At 32.8% G+C, this 20149-nt stretch carries 22 protein-coding genes; 13 read left to right on the forward strand and 9 right to left on the reverse strand.

Annotated features, from left to right (window positions below; genetic code table 11):
- Positions 1 to 2 precede the first annotated feature (2 nt).
- The 6 genes from BFJ87_RS12830 to BFJ87_RS12855 all read left to right on the forward strand — a co-directional run bounded on the left by BFJ87_RS12830 (position 3) and on the right by BFJ87_RS12855 (position 4481).
- Entirely contained in the window at positions 3 to 680 is a 678-nt protein-coding gene (locus BFJ87_RS12830; protein ID WP_077405250.1) for a hypothetical protein, read from the forward strand.
- Positions 681 to 689: 9 nt separating this feature from the next.
- Entirely contained in the window at positions 690 to 1046 is a 357-nt protein-coding gene (locus BFJ87_RS12835) for a DoxX family protein (RefSeq protein WP_077405253.1), read from the forward strand.
- A gap of 14 nt (positions 1047 to 1060) precedes the next feature.
- On the forward strand, positions 1061 to 1732 hold the full coding sequence (gene rsmI / locus BFJ87_RS12840; RefSeq protein WP_077405256.1) for a 16S rRNA (cytidine(1402)-2'-O)-methyltransferase: 672 nt from the start codon (positions 1061 to 1063) through the stop codon (positions 1730 to 1732).
- A 28-nt stretch (positions 1733 to 1760) separates the two neighbouring features.
- The gene (locus tag BFJ87_RS12845; protein ID WP_077405259.1) at positions 1761 to 3515 is read left to right on the forward strand and encodes a M28 family peptidase; all 1755 of its coding nucleotides are present in this window, start codon (positions 1761 to 1763) and stop codon (positions 3513 to 3515) included.
- A gap of 70 nt (positions 3516 to 3585) precedes the next feature.
- The gene (locus BFJ87_RS12850) at positions 3586 to 3930 is read left to right on the forward strand and encodes a HopJ type III effector protein (protein WP_077405262.1); all 345 of its coding nucleotides are present in this window, start codon (positions 3586 to 3588) and stop codon (positions 3928 to 3930) included.
- Between the two features lie 2 nt (positions 3931 to 3932).
- Positions 3933 to 4481 (forward strand): hypothetical protein, encoded by a 549-nt coding sequence (locus tag BFJ87_RS12855; protein WP_077405266.1) that lies wholly within the window; start codon positions 3933 to 3935, stop codon positions 4479 to 4481.
- A 71-nt stretch (positions 4482 to 4552) separates the two neighbouring features.
- Here the strand turns inward: BFJ87_RS12855 and BFJ87_RS12860 are convergent, their stop codons facing one another.
- On the reverse strand, positions 4553 to 5155 hold the full coding sequence (locus BFJ87_RS12860; protein ID WP_013620767.1) for a carboxymuconolactone decarboxylase family protein: 603 nt from the start codon (positions 5153 to 5155) through the stop codon (positions 4553 to 4555).
- Between the two features lie 54 nt (positions 5156 to 5209).
- On the opposite strand from BFJ87_RS12860, the gene BFJ87_RS12865 reads away from it, so the two are divergent.
- On the forward strand, positions 5210 to 5638 hold the full coding sequence (locus BFJ87_RS12865) for an OsmC family protein (protein ID WP_077405269.1): 429 nt from the start codon (positions 5210 to 5212) through the stop codon (positions 5636 to 5638).
- Positions 5639 to 5719: 81 nt separating this feature from the next.
- The gene (gene recJ, locus BFJ87_RS12870) at positions 5720 to 7408 is read left to right on the forward strand and encodes a single-stranded-DNA-specific exonuclease RecJ (protein WP_077405272.1); all 1689 of its coding nucleotides are present in this window, start codon (positions 5720 to 5722) and stop codon (positions 7406 to 7408) included.
- A gap of 106 nt (positions 7409 to 7514) precedes the next feature.
- Here the strand turns inward: recJ and BFJ87_RS12875 are convergent, their stop codons facing one another.
- Together BFJ87_RS12875 and BFJ87_RS12880 are read right to left on the reverse strand one after the other, a co-directional pair.
- Positions 7515 to 8600 carry an HmuY family protein gene (locus tag BFJ87_RS12875; protein WP_077405275.1) on the reverse strand — a complete coding sequence of 362 codons (1086 nt, stop codon included), beginning with the start codon at positions 8598 to 8600 and terminating at the stop codon, positions 7515 to 7517.
- 10 nt (positions 8601 to 8610) lie between these two features.
- On the reverse strand, positions 8611 to 10743 hold the full coding sequence (locus tag BFJ87_RS12880) for a TonB-dependent receptor plug domain-containing protein (protein WP_077405278.1): 2133 nt from the start codon (positions 10741 to 10743) through the stop codon (positions 8611 to 8613).
- Positions 10744 to 10845: 102 nt separating this feature from the next.
- Between BFJ87_RS12880 and BFJ87_RS12885 the strand changes: the two genes are divergently transcribed.
- From BFJ87_RS12885 to BFJ87_RS12905, 5 genes are all read left to right on the forward strand, one after another.
- Entirely contained in the window at positions 10846 to 11769 is a 924-nt protein-coding gene (locus BFJ87_RS12885; RefSeq protein WP_077405281.1) for a DUF6607 family protein, read from the forward strand.
- Positions 11753 to 12277 (forward strand): FMN-binding protein, encoded by a 525-nt coding sequence (locus tag BFJ87_RS12890; RefSeq protein ID WP_077405284.1) that lies wholly within the window; start codon positions 11753 to 11755, stop codon positions 12275 to 12277. Before BFJ87_RS12885 ends, BFJ87_RS12890 begins: the two co-directional genes overlap by 17 nt.
- 11 nt (positions 12278 to 12288) lie before the next feature.
- A complete protein-coding gene (locus BFJ87_RS12895) occupies positions 12289 to 12645 on the forward strand; it encodes a hypothetical protein (protein ID WP_077405287.1) in 357 nt (118 codons plus the stop codon).
- Between the two features lie 55 nt (positions 12646 to 12700).
- A complete protein-coding gene (locus BFJ87_RS12900) occupies positions 12701 to 13960 on the forward strand; it encodes an MFS transporter (RefSeq protein WP_077405290.1) in 1260 nt (419 codons plus the stop codon).
- A gap of 127 nt (positions 13961 to 14087) precedes the next feature.
- On the forward strand, positions 14088 to 15209 hold the full coding sequence (locus tag BFJ87_RS12905) for an OmpA family protein (RefSeq protein WP_077405293.1): 1122 nt from the start codon (positions 14088 to 14090) through the stop codon (positions 15207 to 15209).
- Here BFJ87_RS12905 and BFJ87_RS12910 read toward each other — a convergent pair.
- The 6 genes from BFJ87_RS12910 to BFJ87_RS12935 all read right to left on the reverse strand — a co-directional run bounded on the left by BFJ87_RS12910 (position 15206) and on the right by BFJ87_RS12935 (position 19988).
- Positions 15206 to 15973 carry a UDP-2,3-diacylglucosamine diphosphatase gene (locus BFJ87_RS12910; protein WP_077405296.1) on the reverse strand — a complete coding sequence of 256 codons (768 nt, stop codon included), beginning with the start codon at positions 15971 to 15973 and terminating at the stop codon, positions 15206 to 15208. The genes BFJ87_RS12905 and BFJ87_RS12910 overlap by 4 nt on opposite strands.
- Before the next feature lie 29 nt (positions 15974 to 16002).
- On the reverse strand, positions 16003 to 16452 hold the full coding sequence (locus tag BFJ87_RS12915; RefSeq protein ID WP_077405299.1) for a 6-pyruvoyl trahydropterin synthase family protein: 450 nt from the start codon (positions 16450 to 16452) through the stop codon (positions 16003 to 16005).
- Positions 16453 to 16647: 195 nt separating this feature from the next.
- Positions 16648 to 17277, reverse strand: a complete 630-nt coding sequence (locus BFJ87_RS12920) for a carbonic anhydrase family protein (RefSeq protein WP_077405302.1) — start codon at positions 17275 to 17277, stop codon at positions 16648 to 16650.
- A gap of 34 nt (positions 17278 to 17311) precedes the next feature.
- Positions 17312 to 18085, reverse strand: coding sequence for a universal stress protein (locus BFJ87_RS12925; protein WP_077405305.1), 774 nt, complete (start codon positions 18083 to 18085; stop codon positions 17312 to 17314).
- A 5-nt stretch (positions 18086 to 18090) separates the two neighbouring features.
- Positions 18091 to 19683 carry a SulP family inorganic anion transporter gene (locus tag BFJ87_RS12930; RefSeq protein ID WP_077405308.1) on the reverse strand — a complete coding sequence of 531 codons (1593 nt, stop codon included), beginning with the start codon at positions 19681 to 19683 and terminating at the stop codon, positions 18091 to 18093.
- A gap of 95 nt (positions 19684 to 19778) precedes the next feature.
- A complete protein-coding gene (locus BFJ87_RS12935; RefSeq protein ID WP_171974511.1) occupies positions 19779 to 19988 on the reverse strand; it encodes a hypothetical protein in 210 nt (69 codons plus the stop codon).
- Positions 19989 to 20149: the final 161 nt, after the last annotated feature.

Consider the following 20149-nt stretch of genomic DNA (forward strand, 5'->3'; position numbering starts at 1 on the left):
AGATGAAGGAAAAATTAAAACAAGAATTAATGAAAATGTCTACGGACATACTAACTTCCAATGAATTAGACAATGTTTCTGATTTATACGAAACTGCTAAAGAATTATATGAGAAATTGGCGGTCCTAAAATTTATTGAAGAAAAATTACATGATGTAGAAGTAGATGTTACTAAAAATATTATTGCAGAAAAGTTTGAAAAATTAGCAAACGCTGTAATTTATGAGAATACATCTGTTCCAGAAAGCAACCCACACCAAGAAGATATTATTACTCCTGGTATTAACACCATTATGGATATGATGCCAGAAATGGGTGAGCCAATACCTACAGATGATATGCTTAACGAGTTTGCACAAAAACCAGAGTACGCTAAAAACGACCAAGAACTTTTTGTGCCAGAAACTAAAGCTAACGTAAAGCAAGAAAAAACAATAAGTAAAATTGTAAATGGCGAAATTAAAATTGGTTTAAATGACAGACTTGCTTTTGTAAAACACCTGTTTAATAATAGTAATGAAGATTACCAAAGAGTACTATCTCAACTAAGTACAATAGATACCGAGGAGCGCTCAGTATCATTTATAAATAATATGGTAAAACCAGATTATAACAATTGGGTAGGAAAAGAAGAGTATGAAGAACGTTTTATGGCAATTATTGAACGTAAATTTGCATAAAACTGTTTTATGAATAGTACTAAAATACTTTATTGGATTGGCACATTATTGCTTACAGCAATTATGTGCTTTTCTGTTTACAATTACTTTTTCAACTACACCGCAATATCTGGGTATTTTACACACTTAGGCTACCCTACGTATTTAGTGTACCCATTAGCAATTGCTAAAATTTTGGGCTTAGTAGCTATTTGGGTTAATTTTTCTAAAACACTTAAAGAGTGGGCTTACTTTGGTTTTTTCCTAAATACATCAATGGCATTTGCCGCACATTATATTACAGATAATGGTGGTTACCTATTTGCTGCTATTGCCTTTGTAGGTGCTGCACTATCTTACTACTTTGATAAAAACCAAAGACCTTAATTATACTTTTTACAATGGGAAAATTATATTTGGTACCAACACCAATTGGTAACTTAGAAGATATTACTTTTAGAGCTATTAAAGTTTTAAAAGAGGTAGATTTAATTTTAGCCGAAGATACACGTACCAGCGGAAAACTATTACATCATTTTGAAATAGATACGCAAATGCACAGTCACCATATGCACAACGAGCATAAAACGGTAGATAGCATTGTTAAACGTATACAAGCAGGAGAAAATATTGCTTTAATTTCTGATGCAGGGACTCCTGCCATATCAGATCCTGGTTTTTTATTAACTCGCGCTTGCGTAGAAAATAATTTAGAGGTAGACTGTCTGCCTGGAGCTACGGCATTTGTACCTGCCTTAGTAAATAGTGGACTACCTAATGATAAGTTTGTTTTTGAGGGTTTTTTACCTGTTAAAAAAGGGCGACAAACACGTTTAAAATTATTAGCAGAAGAAACCAGAACTATTATATTTTATGAGTCGCCACACAAGCTTATTAAAACGCTTGGCCATTTTGTAGAATATTTTGGTGAAAACAGACCAGTTTCTGTTTCTAGAGAACTTACCAAAATGTTTGAAGAAACAATACGTGGTACTGCACAAGAAGTTTTAGAACACTACACAGCAAAACCTCCTAAAGGGGAAATTGTGATTATTGTTGGTGGTAAAAAGTAGTACTTTCATTTTAAAAATTAGTTGCTCTATGTATAAAAAAATTGCATTAATATGTGTTTTAGTTTCATTATTTTCTTGTAAGCCAACACTAACTAAAACCGCTGTAATAAAAAAGCAAAATACAGTAGTCAACAAATTTGCTGATACTGATTACACAGAAATAGTAACTAAAGAATTTACAGGAAGTTTAGCCTACAACACTACAGCTTTTGTAGAAAAATATTGGCGTGTAGTTGGTAATACTGGTTTTAATAAAAGTATACACTATGTTGCTAATGAGTTAGAAAAAGCCGGCTTTGTACTTCAAGAGAAGGCTACAGAGAATACTGTTTTAACTTACCGTATTGAAAAAAGACCTTTAGAGCAACCTACTTGGGAGTCTGTAGATGCTAGCCTAACAATACAAGGTGAAAACTTGCCTTTATTGCAAAATAGCACCAATAGTACTATGATTGCTTTAAACTCTTACAGCACACCAGAAAACGGTGTAACAGCAGAGGTGATTTATATTGCAGATGTATCTAAGCTAAAAGATACTAACGTAAAAGGTAAAATTGTTTTTGTAGAAACTAGTCCGGCTAGAGTTTTTAATACTGCCGTAGTTAAAGGTGGTGCAGCAGGAATATTATCTTACAGCAACCCAAGCTATTTACAACCAGAAAAAAACACAACATCTATACAGTTTAGGTCTATACCACAAAATAAAGATGTTAAAGGCTGGGCAATAGCACTGTCTTACTACGCCAAAGAAAGACTTAAAAAGAAATTGCAAAAAGAAAAAGTAATTGTTACTGCAAATATTAAAACCAACATTTACCCATCTACAGAATTAACATTGGTTGCAGATATTAAAGGAGCAGTTGCCCCAGAACAAAGACTTGTATATAGCGCACACGTACAAGAACCTGGTGCAAACGATAATGCTACAGGTGTTGGCGTTGCTTTAGAGATGGCCACATTAACAGCCAAATTTATTAAAGAAGGTAAACTAAACCCAAAAAGAACATTAACCTTTTTATGGGGAGATGAAATAGTTTCTACCAAAAGGTATGTGCAAGAAGATAAAGCAAGAGCTAAAAATATAAAATGGGGAATTAGTTTAGATATGGTTGGCGAAAATACCACTATTACTGGTGGTTCTTTTTTAATTGAAAAAATGCCAGATCCAAGTGCAATTTGGACAAGAGGAAATGACAAGCATACAGAATGGGGTGGTAGTGTTTTGTCTTTAGAACAAATGAAACCACATTATTTAAATGATTTTGTACTAAAAATATTTAAAGAACAAGGTAAACGTACAAACTGGGAGGTAAATACAAATCCTTATGAAGGTGGTAGTGACCATACCCCGTTTTTAGCGGCAGATATTCCTGGAGTATTGTTTTGGCATTTTACAGATCAATTTTATCACACAGATAATGACAGACTAGATAAGGTTTCTAAAACTACACTTAAAAACGTAGGTACAGCAGCTTTAATTAGTGCTTACAAACTGTTAAACGCAGATGAAGATACAGCAAAAGCTATAATTTTGGATACTGAAAAAGCAGCAATTTCTCGTTTACAAGAAGAATTAAAACAAGGAAAAATAGCACTAGCAAATGGCGATAAATTAGAAATACAAATAGACATTATAAACGCTTGGCAAAATTGGTATACAGCGGCTGTTAGTTCTACTTTAGATATGGTTACCAATGCGTCAACCATAAATAATACTATCTCTAAAGCCCAAGCAACAATAAAACAAACTGCCGAACAATGTATTGCTGAGCTAAAAAAATAAGTACTTACCAGCTTACTTTTTCACTGTAAAATGGGATAAACACATTAAAAAACAATTATACTTTTACCATATGACTTTAGATCAATTTAAAGAAAAACTAAAAAACAACCCAACTGCTATTGCTTTTACAGATACAATGCAGGTTATAGAAGATAACTACACCTTTACACCAACGGCTTTTAAAAATGGCAGCTTAGAGAATAAAGAGGGTGAAAACTCTGGCTCTTGTAAATTGTTTGCTTTTGCTTTAAAACAAGAATTATCCAAAGAAGAAACTTTGGCTTGTTTTGGAGATTACTATAGAAAAGATGTATTACAAGACCCAGAAGGAAATGGACATTTAAACATTAGGAATTTTATGCAAACCGGCTTTAATGGTTTAGTTTTTAGTGTTGATGCCTTAAAGGAAAAATAAAGATGAAATCCCGTTTTAAAATAGTAACTTGTATTTGTTTAATTGCTTTAAGCATAACTGTACTTAGTTGTAAAAGCAATACACAAGAAAGTACTACCGAAAAAAGCCTGGTATTACCTAACGGTATGCGGTTAACTGTTTTAAAAACCAATAAGGACGAAACATCTATAGGTATATTAACAGGCTCTAATTACGGTACTACGCACACCTACAAATACAATGTTTTACTACATGAACCAGATGTTAACTGGAGTTTGGGCAGCGGAGAACCTAAAAACTTTTTGTTTTGTAAAGACACTATTTATATCCACTACGTAAATAAAAACAACTACCCTATAACTGTTACAGATTCTGTTACAAACACTACCACTACAGAAAACAATTATAAGATAGAAAGTATGTATCAAAAACACGTTGACAACAGATACTTTTTTAATCTTTTTGGTGATGATTTCTGGCTAGATGTTACTCCTAAACGCTACAACGAAATTAAAAATTCTTGTGAAGAATATGCCATTCCTAATGATGGCGAACTTACTGTTACAAACTAATAATACATCAATCTAAAACAATAAAACCCCACCAAAATGGCAGGGCTTATAAATAGTATTCAGGTTGCTTTTTAGTAAGCGCTTCCGTTGTGTTTACCTTCTTCCCAACCGTGTTTACCTAAATATTGATTTCCACTTTCTACAGCGCCTTCTTCTATAGAAGTTCCCATAGAGTCATTCCATCTATTTAAATATCCAAATAAAGAAATAACACCTAACATTTCTACAATTTCACCTTCGTTCCAGTATTTATACAAGTTCTCTTTAATTTCTGCATTTACAGCATTTGGCACTTGTGATGCTGCTAAAGAAAAATCTAGGGCTGCACGTTCTGCATCAGAAAAAGCAGCGTGAGTTCTGTACTCCCAAATATTATCTAACTGCTCTTGCTCTGCTCCGTAACGTTCTGCTGCTCTAATAGCATGTGCTTGACAATATCTACAACCAGTAGCGTTACTACTAACCCAAGCAATCATACGTTTTAGGGCAGATGTTACATTGCCCTCATTAGCCATTACTGCTTTATTTAAGTTTATAAAAGCTTTTGATATTGCTGGCCTGTGCTGCATTGTTAAAACAGAATTAGGACAAAAGCCTAAGGTCTCATTAAAAAATTCTGCCAATTCTTTTGTTTCAGAATCGTGATTAGGGTCTAAAGGGTTTACTAAAGCCATAGTTATTTTTATATTTAGTTGTATTTTTGAATCTACAAGAAACGAAAAAAAATTATGAGTACAACAAATCATATTACAACCAAATGGTTGGGCAACATGGCTTTTGAAAGTAACAACCCGTCTGGGAATAACCTAACTATAGATATTGCAAAAGAAGATGGTGGTGACGGGCAAGGTTACAGACCTAAAGCGCTTATGCTTTCTGGCTTAGCGGGTTGCTCTGGTTTAGACGTTGCATCTTTAATGAAAAAGATGAAGTTAGATGTAGATGAATTTACAATTGAAACTATTGCAAACTTAACAGATGAGCACCCAAAGTATTATGATGCTGTTACTATAGAATACCATTTTCACGGTAGTAATTTAGATGAAAAAAAATTGCAACGTGCGGTAGATTTATCAGTTGAAAAATACTGTGGTGTTATGGAAATGTTTAGACGTTTTGCAACATTAGACATTAAAACTATTTTTCATCACGCTTAAGTTAACTGTTGAAAAATACTCAAGTTTAAAATTCTTGAATATTTTATCTTGACTCTTAACTCTTAAACAAAAAACCACTATATGCGCTGGACCATAAAACCTAAACCTGATGCTGCAAAAGTAGCCGAACTACAAAATGCATTACAGGTTGATGAAATTGTGGCTAAACTATTATTACAGCGCGGTATAACAACTTTTGAAGAGGCTAAAAAATACTTTAGACCACAACTATCAGATTTACACGACCCATATTTATTAAAAGATATGGATTTGGCTATTGCTCGCATAGAGCAAGCTATTGCCAATGAAGAAAATATTATGGTTTTTGGCGATTATGATGTAGATGGCACAACTTCTGTTGCGTTAGTATCATCTTATTTACAAAGCTACTACCCAAATGTTACTACTTATATTCCAGATAGGTATAAAGAAGGTTATGGTGTGTCTTATGCTGGTATTGACTATGCAGATGATAATGATATTAGTCTAATTATTGCATTAGATTGTGGTGTAAAAGCGGTAGATAAAGTAGCTTATGCAAAAGAAAAAGGTGTAGATTTTATTATTTGTGACCACCACAGACCTGGTGCTACATTACCAAATGCTGTTGCTGTTTTAGATGCTAAAAGAGCCGATTGCAATTACCCGTATGACGAGCTTTGTGGCTGTGGTGTTGGTTTTAAATTAATACAAGCTTTAGGTAGCAAAAGAGGACAAACTATAGAGGATTTAGTGCCTTATTTAGACTTGGTTGCTACGGCAATTGGTGCAGATATTGTGCCTATTACTGGCGAAAATAGAGTCCTAGCTTATTTTGGATTAAAGGTAATAAATAGTACTCCTAGAGCAGGTTTTAAAGCTATTATAAATCAGATAAAAAAAGATGTACTTACCATTACAGATGTTGTTTTTGTAATTGCACCGCGTATAAATGCTGCGGGACGTATGGTACACGGTTTGCACGCTGTTAATTTACTAACCGAAACAAATTTGGAACAGGCAGAAGAATTTGCTGCTGCCATAGAACAGTACAATGCAGATAGGCGAGAACTAGACCAAGAAATTACCAAAGAAGCTTTAGTACAAATTACAGACAACAAAGAAGAAAAACATTTTACCTCTGTAGTTTATAATGAAAATTGGCACAAAGGTGTTATTGGCATTGTAGCATCTAGACTAACAGAAACGTATTACAGACCTACTTTGGTTTTTACTAAAAGTGGTAAAAAACTAGCTGCATCTGCACGCTCTGTAAAAGGTTTTGATGTTTACAATGCACTTGAAGCTTGTGCAGACCACATAGAACAATTTGGAGGTCATAAATATGCCGCTGGTTTAACCTTATCTGAAGCACAATATGATGGGTTTAAAACAGCATTTGAAAAAGTAGTTGCAGAAACTATAGACCCTAATCTGTTAACGCCAGAAATTACTATAGATGCAGAGCTTAACTTTAATGAGATAAGTCCAAAACTAATGCGAATTATTAAACAAATGGAACCTTTTGGCCCTGGTAATATGTCGCCTGTATTTATGGCAAGTAACCTACAAGACACAGGTTATGCAAAAGGCGTAGGACAAGAAGAAGCGCATTTAAAATTAGCTGCTGTACAAAACGGTTCTAGCCCAATTGGAGCTATTGGTTTTAATTTAGGCAATAAATTGCCTTTAGTACAAAACAAAAAGCCTTTTAGCGCTGTTTTTTCTTTAGATGAAAATGAGTGGCAAGGGGTTGTTAGCTTACAATTAAAACTTAGGGATATTAGATAAAAAAGCCCAAACACAAATTAAATGCTTGGGCTTTTTAGAAAAAAACTAACTCAAAACTTAACTTTGCTATTACTCCTTTATTAAGGGTAAATAATTGTTTATTCTTTTACTTTAATAATGAATACACAAACTCAGGATGGCCACGTTCTCCATCTGCATTTGTAAGTGCTAAAAATTTAATTTTGTACAGGTTTCCGTCGGTATCAGACATCACATAAAAAACATTGTCTTTTAAAGAAGGTAGAGCTCCTGGTCCACCACCATTTCTCCAACTACTTCCTACTCCTCTTTGGTCATTAATAAATTTAGAAGCATCAACATTTGCTAACGTAAAGTTGTCATAACTCAATTCAGTTTCAACTTCTGTATCTATCATATATACTTTTGCATTAGCCTTTGCGTTATTAACCACAAAATCAGAATACCCATAAGACCCATAGCCTTCTATTTCATTAGTAAAAACAGTAAAATTTAAATCCCAATTCTCTTTTTCAGGTTCAACAGTAACTTCTGTCTCTGTATCAAAACTAAAAAATGTAAAATTATAGTCGGTACTTTTAAAAATGGTTACTTCTTTATGTGTGGTATCATCTAAATCTGCATATTGTAAAATATAATCATCACCATTTCTTAAAATTCTAATTTTTTTCCAACCTCTGGCGTCTCCACTAACAGCTACACTTCCTGTACCAGGAACTTCTGTACCAACTTTAAAACCTAAATTAACAAGGTACACTGGGTTGTTAGTATCTGTGCTAGAAATTTCATCTACAGCAGTTTCTAAAATGTTACCATCTGGAGCATCTATAAATTCAGAATTTGCAGGATCAAAAGTACCAATAGCTACCTGTGGTTGTAAATCTTTAATTTCTTGTGATGTTGAGTTTATAGCATCAATATCTGTTACAGAAAGTTTAGCTGTTGCCATATATATAGAACCATTAAGCACTACTCTAAAATCTTCACCGGAGAAAAATCCTAAATCCCAAGTGTCTCTTTGCACTACTGAAGATGTATTGGCACTTAAATCTACATATACTTGGTTTGGCTCGTTTGGTCCTCCAACATTTGGAGCTATAGACGCTCCTTCGATAACAACTTTAATAGCTTCGCCAGGCTCATCATCCTTACTACAGCTAGTAAAAGCTAAAACTGAAGCGCATAGTGTAATAGTTAAAAATTTGTTTAACATAATTGTAATTTTAAAATTTAAGGTTATATAATAATTTTAAGTAATAAGATCGTCCGTAACCAAGTAAAATACCATTGCTTGCAGAAGAGTGAGTTCCCTCTCCTACAGGACCATTAACGTCTACAGTTGTAACATCTAATAAGTTTCTGGCCCCTAGAGTAACCTGAAAAGTATTCTCTAAAAAAGATTTTTTTAATGATGCATCTAACCAATTGTAAGCATTGGTAGTTGTTTTGGAAAAAGTTGGATTACCGTTAGCATCAGTTCCTGTAGCGCTATAATTTTGTTGTTCTCCCGTGTGTTTTAAAAGTACAGTTACTGCGGTATTCCATTTTTCTATTTGATAGGTACCACTAGTATTTAATTGAAAAGAATACAGAAATTTATCATCTGAGTTTACCTCATCATTAGCAACTTGAGAAATGCCTTGCACAGTAGCGCTTATATTAAACGTCCAATTATCTGCTTTTAAGCTATTATCTAATGTTACACCCCATAATTTATACGCATTAACATTTATGTATTGATACTGTAATGGCGTTTGGTTTACAATGGCTAAATCAATTTTATCTTTTACGTCTATGTAGGTAAATTTTAATGTGTTTAAAAGCGACGTATTTTTAATCCAGCTACGTTTTTTTAAATTTAAAAAAGACGTAAAACCGTTTTCTGGCTTCAAATTTTCATTACCTCTAACATCATGATTGCTATCTACAAAATAATAGTACAATTCTTCAAAATTTGGTGTACGGTAGGAGTTCCCTAGGTTTGCTCTTAACTCAAACCCATTTTTTATAAGGTAGCGTGCGCTTAAAGAACCTAAAAGTTTTGACTTAAAAATTGAATTGTATTCATAGCGTAAACCTGGTCGTAAAAGAATTTTATCTAAAGCATTTATTTCTGAAGATCCAAATACTGCATAGTTGCTTTGAGACTGTTCTTTGTCTTGCTCTGTTACTTCTCCAGAAGCCTGGGTATCAAAACCTTTAATAAAACGGGCCTCATAACCCAGTTGAAAATTATAAGAATCACTTTTAATTAGGTTGTTAATACTTCCTTTAGAGAAAAAGACAGAACTAGACTGGTACACCTCATCAGTTTCATTACTTCTCTGGTTTGTAATTATATAATTATTAAACTCATTTAGGTTGCGCTTTTGTTTTTGATACGATGCAGAAGCCTTATAATTAGCACCAGAATTTAATGTTCCGTTTACACTTAAATTATTTACAAATCTATTGGTAGTAAAAATTCTATCTGTTGCAGACGGATTACTAGTTTGCGATTGTGTATCTATATTAGCCCTAACGGCTGCATCATAGTAATTAACAACTTCATTTAGGTATTCAAACTTATAAAAAAGCTTAAAGTTATTTTTAGTGTAATTTAATAATGCATTAGTGTTTATTTGTGTTTTAGGCAACCAATCATATCCTCTTAAACCATCATTTTTATAATAGTCTTTGCCTTGCCTGCCATTATAAAAACCTGCAAATTCATTTCTATTTATACCAACTCTAGCAAACCAATTGTTGTTTATATTATGACCAACATTTAGTCCTTGTATGTGCTTGCCTTTGTTAAACCAAGCATACTCGTCACTAATTGTTTCTTCTTGTAAAATTGCTTGTACTTTCCAATCACTATCACTAGATTTTTTGGTGATAATATTAATAACTCCAGAAACAGCATTAGCTCCATACTCAACACCCATTGCTCCTTCTACAATTTCAATACGCTCTACGTCATCAAGGTTTATTTGTGTTAAATCTATATTATTACCAAGTCCACTATCACTTACCAGCGGAATATTGTCTACCAAAATATTGAAGTATTGTGCATCTAATCCAAAAAAAGAAATTGTAGATTTTCCTGTTTGTCCATTGGGAACTATTGTTAGGTTTAAATTAAAGTTTAGTATATCTGCCAAATTATTTGCTGCCTGGTTTTCTATTTGCTCTCTGTTTATTACAATAACATTATGAACCGATTTTTTTATTGATTGCGGATTATATTGTCCCGTAACAACTACTTCTTCTAACTTATTTAAGTTTATTGAGTCTTTTTTTAACTCTTGTGAGAACACAAAAACAGAGAAAAAAAGCATAAAATAAATAGACAAATATTTACTATTTAGAATCATTCCTAATAATTTTCGACAAATATATGTGTTATTTTTAATCAATCTAAATAAATTTAATATTTTTGTAGGAACAAAACAGACATTACATACAAATACACAATTATGAAAAAAGTACTTTTTTTAGCCATAGCAATAATTGGCTTTAGTTTGCAAGGAATTGCACAAAACAAAAAACAATTAGACAAAGAATCTATTAAAGATATGTGTGGTTGTTTTAAAGTAAATTTTAAGTACACAGAAACTTTTGCACCAGAAATTGATTATGAAAAGCATTTAGATTATACCTCTGGAGCTTTAGAATGGGCAGAGTTAATTGAAGATGAAAACAACAAACTGTCTATACAGCACCTATTGGTTATAAAAGATACTATGGTAATTAAGCATTGGAGACAAGATTGGTTGTATGAAAACAATCGTGTTTTTCATTACGATAAAGACAACAAGTGGGTATTTACAGAATTACCAGAAAATGAAGTAAAAGGACAATGGACACAATTAGTTTACCAAGTAGATGATAGTCCTAGATACTCTGGATCTGCAACTTGGATACATGCAGATGGCAAAAATTATTGGGAAAACAAATCTGATTCTCCATTACCAAGAAGAGAGTACTCTAAAAGAAGTGATTATAATGTAATGGCAAGAGGCAACCGCCAAGAAATTACAGATTATGGCTGGTTACACGAGCAAGATAATGACAAAATTATTAGAGAAACTGGTAAGAAAGATGTTCTTTTAGCTCAGGAAAAAGGATATAACACCTATGTAAGAGTACCAGATGAGCAATGTTTAGCTGCAAAAGATTGGTGGAAAAATAATAAGAAATTTTGGGCAAAAGTTAGATCTGCTTGGGACAAAGTATACACTAAAAACAGTGAAATAGAACTTGCTAAAGCTGTTGATAAAAAACCATTATTTATGCATTTTTATGAGTTAGAAAAGAAAAATGCTAACGAAAAAGAAATACTTGCTTTAATACAAAAATTTGCATTAACCAAAACAACAGAAAATGCAACTAAAAAATAAAAGAACCCTACTATTTATAACAGCATTTACATTTTTGTTACTGGCGTTTACTACCCCTCAACTACCAGAAAAATTACAAAAAAAAGTAGATGCAGCTATAAGCTTTGCTTACGGTACAGAATCTTTTAGCTTAATCGGAATCACAAGTGATGTGATTCCGCCTAAAGATTATGTTTTTAAAATTAACACAGATACAGAGTTACTAGGTTACGCATACGTTGGACAAGCAAATAGTATGAAAAATGTATTTGACTATGTGGTGTTTGTAAACAAGGATTTAAGCATTAAAAAAACAAAGGTTTTAATTTACAGAGAAGACCACGGCAGACAAATAGGCGCACAGCGTTGGCTAAAACAATTTATTGGTTTATCTGTAAACAAAAAACCGGTGTATGGTAAAAATGTAGACGCTATTTCTGGCGCAACTATTTCTGCAAAAAGTATGACAATTGCGGTTAAAGATGTTCTAGAAACTATTCAGAAATTAAACAATAAAAAACTTCTTTAACCTATACGATTATGAGAGACATAGACGCTATTTATTATAATGATTTTGGAATTGCCTTTCATTGGAAAAAAGAGACTAAAAATTACCGAAGTAAAATACAAGTGGTGTTTAGAGATACTGGTTTTTTACTTACCCATAAAGAACTAATACGTTTTGCAGAGCATGTACAAAACACTATGAACTCTAATGCCGTTTGCAGTTGTTGCGCTAAAAAAAAATCGTGCAGAGCTATGTTGTTAGAAACTCCCGTGCCACAAGTTAGTTTGGCTGTTAGCCCTAATGAGCTAAAAGCGATAAACGACTTAATTGAGGGCACTATTTTTCAGTTAAACATAGATAATTTTTTAAGTGACATATGTAACAATTAAGTTTAGTAACTCTTTGTTAATTGTAATACATTTACACTAACTAAACAGTTATAAAATGGATCCGTACGCTGCACTACGCTACAAAGAATTTAATACTTTTTTACTAGTTAGGTTTGCTATGGTATTTGCGTGGTCTATGCAATTTATAGTTATAGAGTGGCAAGTGTACTCCTTAACTAAAGATCCGCTTTCGTTAGGTGTAATTGGACTTATGGAAGTGATACCAGCTGTGTCTATGGCTCTATTTGCAGGACATATTGTAGATCAAAAAGAAAAAAGAAACCTTTTAATTAAATGTATTTTAGGTTTTTCAGTAATTAGCTTTGGTTTGTTTGTAATTAGTATGCCAAATGTAATAGCACAAACTACTACCAAAACAATTTTATACATTACCTATTTTTTAGTTTTTTTAGGCGGCTTGGTACGTGCGTTTTTAGGCCCTACTATTTTTTCGTTAATTGCCTTAATTGTTCCAAAAAAAATATACCCAAATGCTGCTACATGGAGTAGTACTACTTGGCAAATGGCATCAGTTTTAGGTCCAGCTTTAGCTGGCTTTTTTATAAGTTGGATTGGTGTACACTGGTCTATGTGTGTAATTTTTGGGTTTTCGTTATTTGCTTTAATTGTATTACTCCAAATTCCTAAAAAACCTATTCTTAACCCTAAAATAGGTGAACCAGTTTTTAGGAGTTTAAAAGAAGGACTAACCTTTGTTTTTAAAACCAAAGCAGTATTAGGCGCATTAACTTTAGATATGATTGCAGTGCTATTTGGTGGCGCTGTTGCGCTATTACCTGTTTTTGCACAAGATATTTTACAAGTAGGCTCAGAAGGCTTTGGAGTATTAAGAGCCGCACCGGCTGTGGGGGCAGCGTTAATGATGTTAATGTCTACCCGTTTTCCTTTACACAAATTTGCTGGTAAAAAACTACTACTTGCTGTATTTGCCTTTGGTATTTGTATTATTGTGTTTGGACTGTCTACCTACTTTTGGGTGTCTGTTGCCGCCTTATTTTTTAGTGGTGCTGTAGACGGTGTTTCTATGATTATAAGGCAAACTATTTTGCAACTTAAAACACCAGACCATATGCGTGGCAGAGTAGCCTCTGTAAATTCTATGTTTGTAGGCTCTTCTAATGAGCTTGGTGCTTTTGAAAGCGGACTTACAGCCAAACTTATGGGTACTGTAACCGCAGTGGTTTTTGGTGGAACTATGACTTTGATTACCGTAGGTGCTACTGCTATTTTTTCTCCTAGCTTTAGAAAATTAGACCTAAGTAAAGATGTAGAAGAGCACCAAAAAGAAGAATAATTTTGCTTTAATATTCTAGCCTTTAAACAAAATAAATCCCTATATTTTTACGTTTAATACAGGATAAAAAACTGGCTAAATTTGCACTACAGCTCATAAACAGGCAGTTATCAACCTACATAAAAAAATGAGAATATTATTTACGGTATGTTTTGTAGTACTTGTTAGTGCAATTGGCTCTGCACAAAATTTGGTTAAAAACTCTAGCTTTGAAGATTATAAACATTGCCCAGAAGACATTGGTAAATTTAGTGGTAACGTTCTAGATTGGTCTGCACTACAAGGCACTACAGATTACTTAAACTCTTGTAGCAGAACTGTTGGTTTTTTAAATCATAACGGAAAACAAATAGCCCGAAGCGGTTTTGCTTACGCTGGCATTTTTACCTATTCTAACAAAGATTATAGAGAATACATACAAGGTTCTTTAAGTGAAAAGCTAGAAAAAGACAAAAAGTACATTGTTACCTTTTATGTAAGCTTAGCGGATTATGCTACGCTTGCAATTTCTGATTTTAGTATTGTTTTTAGTAACAAACCTATTGCTGGTTCTGCCATAACAAACAGTAAAAAAACCTTAGTTACACACAAAACACTGTCTAAAATTAATGGTTTGGTATACGACCATTACATGCAGGTAGATCCTATTTTTTATAAAAGCAAACAAATTTGGATGCAAGTTTACATACCTTTTACCGCTAAAGGGTATGAAACTAATTTTACCATTGGAAATTTTGCTAGTAATAGTAGAACGCAAAAAATGAAGGTTTCTGAAGTAAACGAAAAAGATTTCTCATACTACTACATAGATGATGTTAGCGTTGAAGCAAAAGACCGAGAATTGCCTCCTTTATATGCTGAAACTGTACCACAAAAAGCAGATGCTACACCAAAAATAGAGCGCAATAAAGTATACACGTTTAAAAATGTTTTATTTGAGTTTAACAAGGCCGATTTATTAACTGCCTCTGAAGAAGAAATAAATGTACTTGCTACTATTTTACGTAACAATAACAAGCTTTCTATAGAGATTTATGGGCATACCGATGCTGTTGGTTCTAAAGAACGTAACTTAGAACTTAGTAACCAACGTGCTAAAGCTGTAGCGAGCTATTTAATTGATAGCGGAATTGATGAAAACCGTGTAAAATGGATAGGATATGGCAGTAGCAAACCTATTGCAGATAACACTACTGAAGAAGGCCGTACACAAAACAGAAGGGTAGAGTTTAAGATGCTAGAAAATTAATTTTCTAACTTTTCTAAACTTAATTGTTCGCCATTAAAAACTGCGTAGGTATAGTAACCAATCCAGTCGCCAAGGTTAATGTAGGTAGATTTTCCGTTTAGGTCTATAGTCATTGGTAAATGACGGTGTCCAAAAACAAAATAATCGTAATGTTTGGTTTCTAATTTACGTTTTGCATATTGCACCAACCACTCATTATCTTCGCCTAAAAACTTTACATCATCATCACCAGAAATTGCTTTGTTTTTTACTGAAAAATATTGTGCTAAAGACACTCCAATATCTGGATGCAACCACCTGTAAAACCATTTAGAAACAGGGTTTGTAAACACCTTTTTCATTCTTTTATACCCTTTATCATGTGGTCCTAAACCATCTCCGTGACCAATAAAAAATGACGTATTATTAAATAAAAACTGTTGTGGTGTGTGGTAAACTGGTATATTTAATTCTTCTTCAAAATAACCATCCATCCAAAGATCATGATTACCTACAAAATAATACACTGGTATTCCCGCATCAGTAAGTTCTGCTAGCTTACCTAAAGTTCTGGTAAAACCTTTAGGAACCACTGTTTTATACTCAAACCAAAAATCAAACATATCTCCTAGTAAAAAAATTGCAGCAGCATCTTTTTTAACCTCATCTAACCAAGCTACAAACTTTTTTTCTCTTGGCTTGCTTTCTGCCATAGTAGGCGCACCCAAGTGATTGTCACTTGCAAAGTATACTTTTTTACCTTTAGGAATTGTAATTTTTTTCATTGCTAGTAAAGATACGTAAACAGATTTTTTTAGTTATCTGCCGCGTACCATTCTGCAAAAGAAGAGTCTGTTTCTTGCAGTTTTAAAGAGTGTAAACTAATATTTTCTGGCAATCTGGCTTTAATTTTTGCTGCAAAATCTATCACCATATTTTCACTAGTTGGTTGGTAATCTGCAAGTATTACACTGTGTCCTCTTTGCATTAACTCATTTGCCAACTCTATATGTGGTGTGTTTTTATTAAAAACCGTAGCATGGTCATACACATCTACAATTTCTTCTTTAACTATCTTTTTAAGATCGCCAAAATCTATAACCATTCCCCATTTTACATTTGTATTGTCTGCTATTGGAGAACCTATAACGGTAACAGATAATTTATAACTATGTCCGTGTACATTTCTACATTTACCATCATAACCATATAATGCATGACCGGTTTCAAAACTAAACTGTTTTGTTATTCTAATATTACTCATAGTTACTTATTTGCACTGCAAAGGTATTATTTTACGGCAGATGTTTTTACTTAAGAACAAATAAAATCTCTACCAAATAGTTAATTAAGACCATAACAATTGTCTTTTTTTCTAATGATAGAGATTTATAAGCTTACTTTACAACTAGTTTAGCGCTTAAAAAACGCTGTTATAAAGCTATTTGTTTCTGATTTTCTATTCAAAAAAAGTAACGGCACCAGAATTAATATCATACATTGCACCCACTATTTTAATTTCGCCTTTGCTTTGCATTTCTGCTAAAACTTCACTTTCTGCAACAATCCTGTCTATAGTAAGTTGTACGTTTTTAGCTGCTACATTATCTACAAACTCTAAGTTTTTAGAGTTACGTAAGCTTTCATCTGCAGGTTCTGATACTGCTTCTACTGCAGGCTTAATTTTACTTAACATTGCTGTTAAATTACCTAATTCTGCATTATCACAAGCTCCTTTTACTGCGCCACAGCTAGTATGACCTAAAACTACAATTAGCTTTGTACCAGCTAATTTACAGCCAAACTCCATACTACCTAAAATATCTTCGTTTACAAAGTTACCAGCAATACGCACACTAAAAATATCTCCTAAACCTTGATCAAAAACCAATTCTGCAGATACTCTAGAGTCTATACAACTTAAAATAGTAGCAAACGGAAACTGACCTTCACTAGTATCATTAACTTGTTCTAATAAATTACGGTTTGCCTTTAAATTACTCTGAAATCTTTGGTTTCCTTCTTTTAAAAATTGCAAAGACTTCTCTGGGGTCATTGTTGCTTGCGTTTCTTTAGTATGTGCTTTCATATATTATATTTTTTTATTAAAATTTATGTTTTTACTATGTATTGGCATATAGGATTAAAGATACATTTGTTTTATCTATTACGTTATGCAAACCTTTAGTAGCCCTATTTACGCACAATAAGTTTACATTGCTTTTTACCAAACAATTAGATATCTTTTGAATTTCATTGTCTCCTTGCTCAAAAACATAGGTTACTTCATCATTAGCGCTTTGTGTATGCGCTACATTGTATCCTTTTTCTACTACAGAAAAAGAGGTTAATGGTTGTTTACTATGTTTAATTAAATCCTGGGTAAATTTTAAATTTAATTCTTCTTTATTTTTATTTAAAACCCCTAATGCTAATGTATCTATAGGCTTAACGGCACCATCATTAGCAGCAATCATAATTATACCTTTGTAATTTTTAAGAACAAACTCTGTGATGTGATCACCAATAATATTTATCATTTTCGGCTTTCTTTTTCCTAAAACAATAATATCTGGTTGTTGCTCTTCTATTTGTCTGGCAATTTCGTTTTTAACGTTCCCAAAGGCAAAACTATGATTAATTTTAATGTTTTGTATTTTAGAAATTGGTTTAGTTATAGCACTAATAATACGGTCTGTACTATTGTACTGCTCATTAATAGCACGCATAGCAGACAGTTGGTTGTCTCTAACAACTACATCAGATGCTTTTTTTACATGGAAAAAAGAGACATCTCCGTTTATCATTTTTGCAAGGTTAACAGTACTTTTTACAGTAGATACTGTTGACTTTTTTAAATCTGATAATACAAGAATTTTATATTTCTTTTTTAACATAGTAACTAGCTTAAACTAATTTTAGATTTTGGTCTTAGTTTAAAAAATTCTATGAAACTATCTGGGTTTTCTACTATACCCCTTTTAGATATTAGTTTAATATCAATATTACGTTCTTTTGCTTTAAAGGCAAAATCTTCTAAAATTTCAATAATATCATAATCTAAATACCTGGTTTTAGTAACATCAAATTCTAAATAGGTGTTTTCAGGTAAACTATCTAACTCTTTTAAAATAGCTCCTTTGTTAAAAAAGGTAACTTCTTCTGCAAGAGACATTTTAATTTTGTTCCTGCCATTACTATTATCTTCTATGTGCAAAAAGTGAGAGTTTTGGTAACTTTTAAGTAAAATTACAACTATACCAACAGCTAAACCTAAGCCTATACCTATTAATAAATCTGTAAAAACAATACCTGCTACTGTTACAAAAAATGGGATAGACTGTTTCCAACCTAATTTGTACATTTTAGCAAACAATGCTGGTTTAGCCAACTTATAGCCTACAATTAATAAAATTGCTGCTAATACAGATAATGGAATCATATTTAACAACTTAGGAATAAGCACTACAGATATTAATAACAAAAATCCGTGTAAAATGGCAGACATTTTTGTTTTTGCATTAGACTGTATGTTTGCAGAACTCCTTACAATTACTTGTGTAATTGGCAAACCACCAATTAAACCGGAAATGATATTACCTGTACCTTGCGCCAACAACTCTCTGTTTGTAGGAGTTACGCTTTTTTCTGGGTCTAGTTTATCTGTAGCTTCTACACACAACAAAGTTTCTAAACTGGCAACTAAAGCAATAGTAAAAGCCGTAACCCAAATTGCAGGATTAGTAATTGCCGAAAAGTTTGGAAAACTAAACTGCCCAAGAAAAGAATCAAAACTATCTGGCACAGGCACACTTACTAAATGTGCAGTTGAAATTGCTAAAGCATCGTTAGTTTGTGTTACTGCGTAAAATATAATACCAACGGCAACAGCTACTAGTGGACCTTGTATTACCTCAAAAAACTTTCCTTTTTTAACAAGAACATTACTCCAAAGTAATAATATACCTAAACTTATAAGACCTACTACTGTAGGACCAACTGCTATATTATCAAAAATATTGAATATAGCAGAAAATGTATTTTCACCAGAAGCCTCTATAAAACTATCTGCACCTTCTGGTTCTGCGTCATAACCAAAAAAGTGCGGAATTTGTTTTAAAATAATAATGATACCAATACCTGTAAGCATCCCTTTAATTACAGAAGAAGGAAAGTAATACCCAATAATACCAGCTTTTAAAAACCCAAAAACCAATTGTATTACACCTCCTAAAACAACTGCTACCAAAAAGTTTTCATAACCTCCTAATGAGCCAATTGCAGTTAATACAATAGCTGCTAAACCTGCAGCAGGACCACTAACTCCAACTCTAGAACCACTTAGGCCTCCTACTATAATACCACCAATTATACCGGCAATTAAACCTGAAAAAAGTGGCGCTCCACTTGCTAATGCAATACCTAAACATAATGGTAATGCAACAAAGAATACGACAATACTAGCTGGTAAGTCGCTTTTTAAATTTTTAAACATATACATAGTACTTTTTGCCTCTTGAGTTTATTTTTGTCAAGAGGGTATTAATTAAATTAATGACAACTACACTGCGGCGCGTAGTTAAAGTTTACTTATGCTACGTGAAACTCGGGAGGAGGTGAAACAAGGTTAATTAGTGGTCTAGGATATTTTTTATCTGAATATCCTTGAGTTTCCCTTTTTAAAACGTAAGACACGTTTGTTTCAGAAAAATTATCTACGCTTAAATACTTTTTAGCGCAATTATCTTCTTCTTCAGAAAACGAATAAAATGCAGAAATATCTATAGTATCGTTTACCATAGTAATTATTGTTGGCGCAGATAAAAACGCCAAGAATAATAGAGTAAAAAATATAGATATTATCTTTTTATACATTTATTTTAAAAATCTGAAGTATACAAATATAAATTAAAAGGTACTATATAAAAATAGCTAATCCTAAAAAAAATGTTAATAAAAAT

Source organism: Cellulophaga omnivescoria (genome assembly GCF_001999725.1).
GTDB lineage: Bacteria > Bacteroidota > Bacteroidia > Flavobacteriales > Flavobacteriaceae > Cellulophaga > Cellulophaga omnivescoria.

What these genes read in the sequence shown, in the direction of transcription:
- BFJ87_RS12935 (WP_171974511.1), bottom strand. Translation starts at nt 19,988, where the DNA reads ATGGTAAACGATACTATAGATATTTCTGCATTTTATTCGTTTTCTGAA.
- BFJ87_RS12925 (WP_077405305.1), bottom strand. Translation starts at nt 18,085, where the DNA reads ATGTTAAAAAAGAAATATAAAATTCTTGTATTATCAGATTTAAAAAAG.
- BFJ87_RS12900 (WP_077405290.1), top strand. Translation starts at nt 12,701, where the DNA reads ATGGATCCGTACGCTGCACTACGCTACAAAGAATTTAATACTTTTTTA.
- BFJ87_RS12905 (WP_077405293.1), top strand. Translation starts at nt 14,088, where the DNA reads ATGAGAATATTATTTACGGTATGTTTTGTAGTACTTGTTAGTGCAATT.
- BFJ87_RS12930 (WP_077405308.1), bottom strand. Translation starts at nt 19,683, where the DNA reads ATGTTTAAAAATTTAAAAAGCGACTTACCAGCTAGTATTGTCGTATTC.
- BFJ87_RS12915 (WP_077405299.1), bottom strand. Translation starts at nt 16,452, where the DNA reads ATGAGTAATATTAGAATAACAAAACAGTTTAGTTTTGAAACCGGTCAT.
- BFJ87_RS12895 (WP_077405287.1), top strand. Translation starts at nt 12,289, where the DNA reads ATGAGAGACATAGACGCTATTTATTATAATGATTTTGGAATTGCCTTT.
- BFJ87_RS12850 (WP_077405262.1), top strand. Translation starts at nt 3,586, where the DNA reads ATGACTTTAGATCAATTTAAAGAAAAACTAAAAAACAACCCAACTGCT.
- recJ (WP_077405272.1), top strand. Translation starts at nt 5,720, where the DNA reads ATGCGCTGGACCATAAAACCTAAACCTGATGCTGCAAAAGTAGCCGAA.
- BFJ87_RS12855 (WP_077405266.1), top strand. Translation starts at nt 3,933, where the DNA reads ATGAAATCCCGTTTTAAAATAGTAACTTGTATTTGTTTAATTGCTTTA.
- BFJ87_RS12845 (WP_077405259.1), top strand. Translation starts at nt 1,761, where the DNA reads ATGTATAAAAAAATTGCATTAATATGTGTTTTAGTTTCATTATTTTCT.
- BFJ87_RS12830 (WP_077405250.1), top strand. Translation starts at nt 3, where the DNA reads ATGAAGGAAAAATTAAAACAAGAATTAATGAAAATGTCTACGGACATA.
- BFJ87_RS12865 (WP_077405269.1), top strand. Translation starts at nt 5,210, where the DNA reads ATGAGTACAACAAATCATATTACAACCAAATGGTTGGGCAACATGGCT.
- BFJ87_RS12910 (WP_077405296.1), bottom strand. Translation starts at nt 15,973, where the DNA reads ATGAAAAAAATTACAATTCCTAAAGGTAAAAAAGTATACTTTGCAAGT.
- rsmI (WP_077405256.1), top strand. Translation starts at nt 1,061, where the DNA reads ATGGGAAAATTATATTTGGTACCAACACCAATTGGTAACTTAGAAGAT.
- BFJ87_RS12835 (WP_077405253.1), top strand. Translation starts at nt 690, where the DNA reads ATGAATAGTACTAAAATACTTTATTGGATTGGCACATTATTGCTTACA.
- BFJ87_RS12875 (WP_077405275.1), bottom strand. Translation starts at nt 8,600, where the DNA reads ATGTTAAACAAATTTTTAACTATTACACTATGCGCTTCAGTTTTAGCT.
- BFJ87_RS12880 (WP_077405278.1), bottom strand. Translation starts at nt 10,743, where the DNA reads ATGATTCTAAATAGTAAATATTTGTCTATTTATTTTATGCTTTTTTTC.
- BFJ87_RS12860 (WP_013620767.1), bottom strand. Translation starts at nt 5,155, where the DNA reads ATGGCTTTAGTAAACCCTTTAGACCCTAATCACGATTCTGAAACAAAA.
- BFJ87_RS12890 (WP_077405284.1), top strand. Translation starts at nt 11,753, where the DNA reads ATGCAACTAAAAAATAAAAGAACCCTACTATTTATAACAGCATTTACA.
- BFJ87_RS12885 (WP_077405281.1), top strand. Translation starts at nt 10,846, where the DNA reads ATGAAAAAAGTACTTTTTTTAGCCATAGCAATAATTGGCTTTAGTTTG.
- BFJ87_RS12920 (WP_077405302.1), bottom strand. Translation starts at nt 17,277, where the DNA reads ATGAAAGCACATACTAAAGAAACGCAAGCAACAATGACCCCAGAGAAG.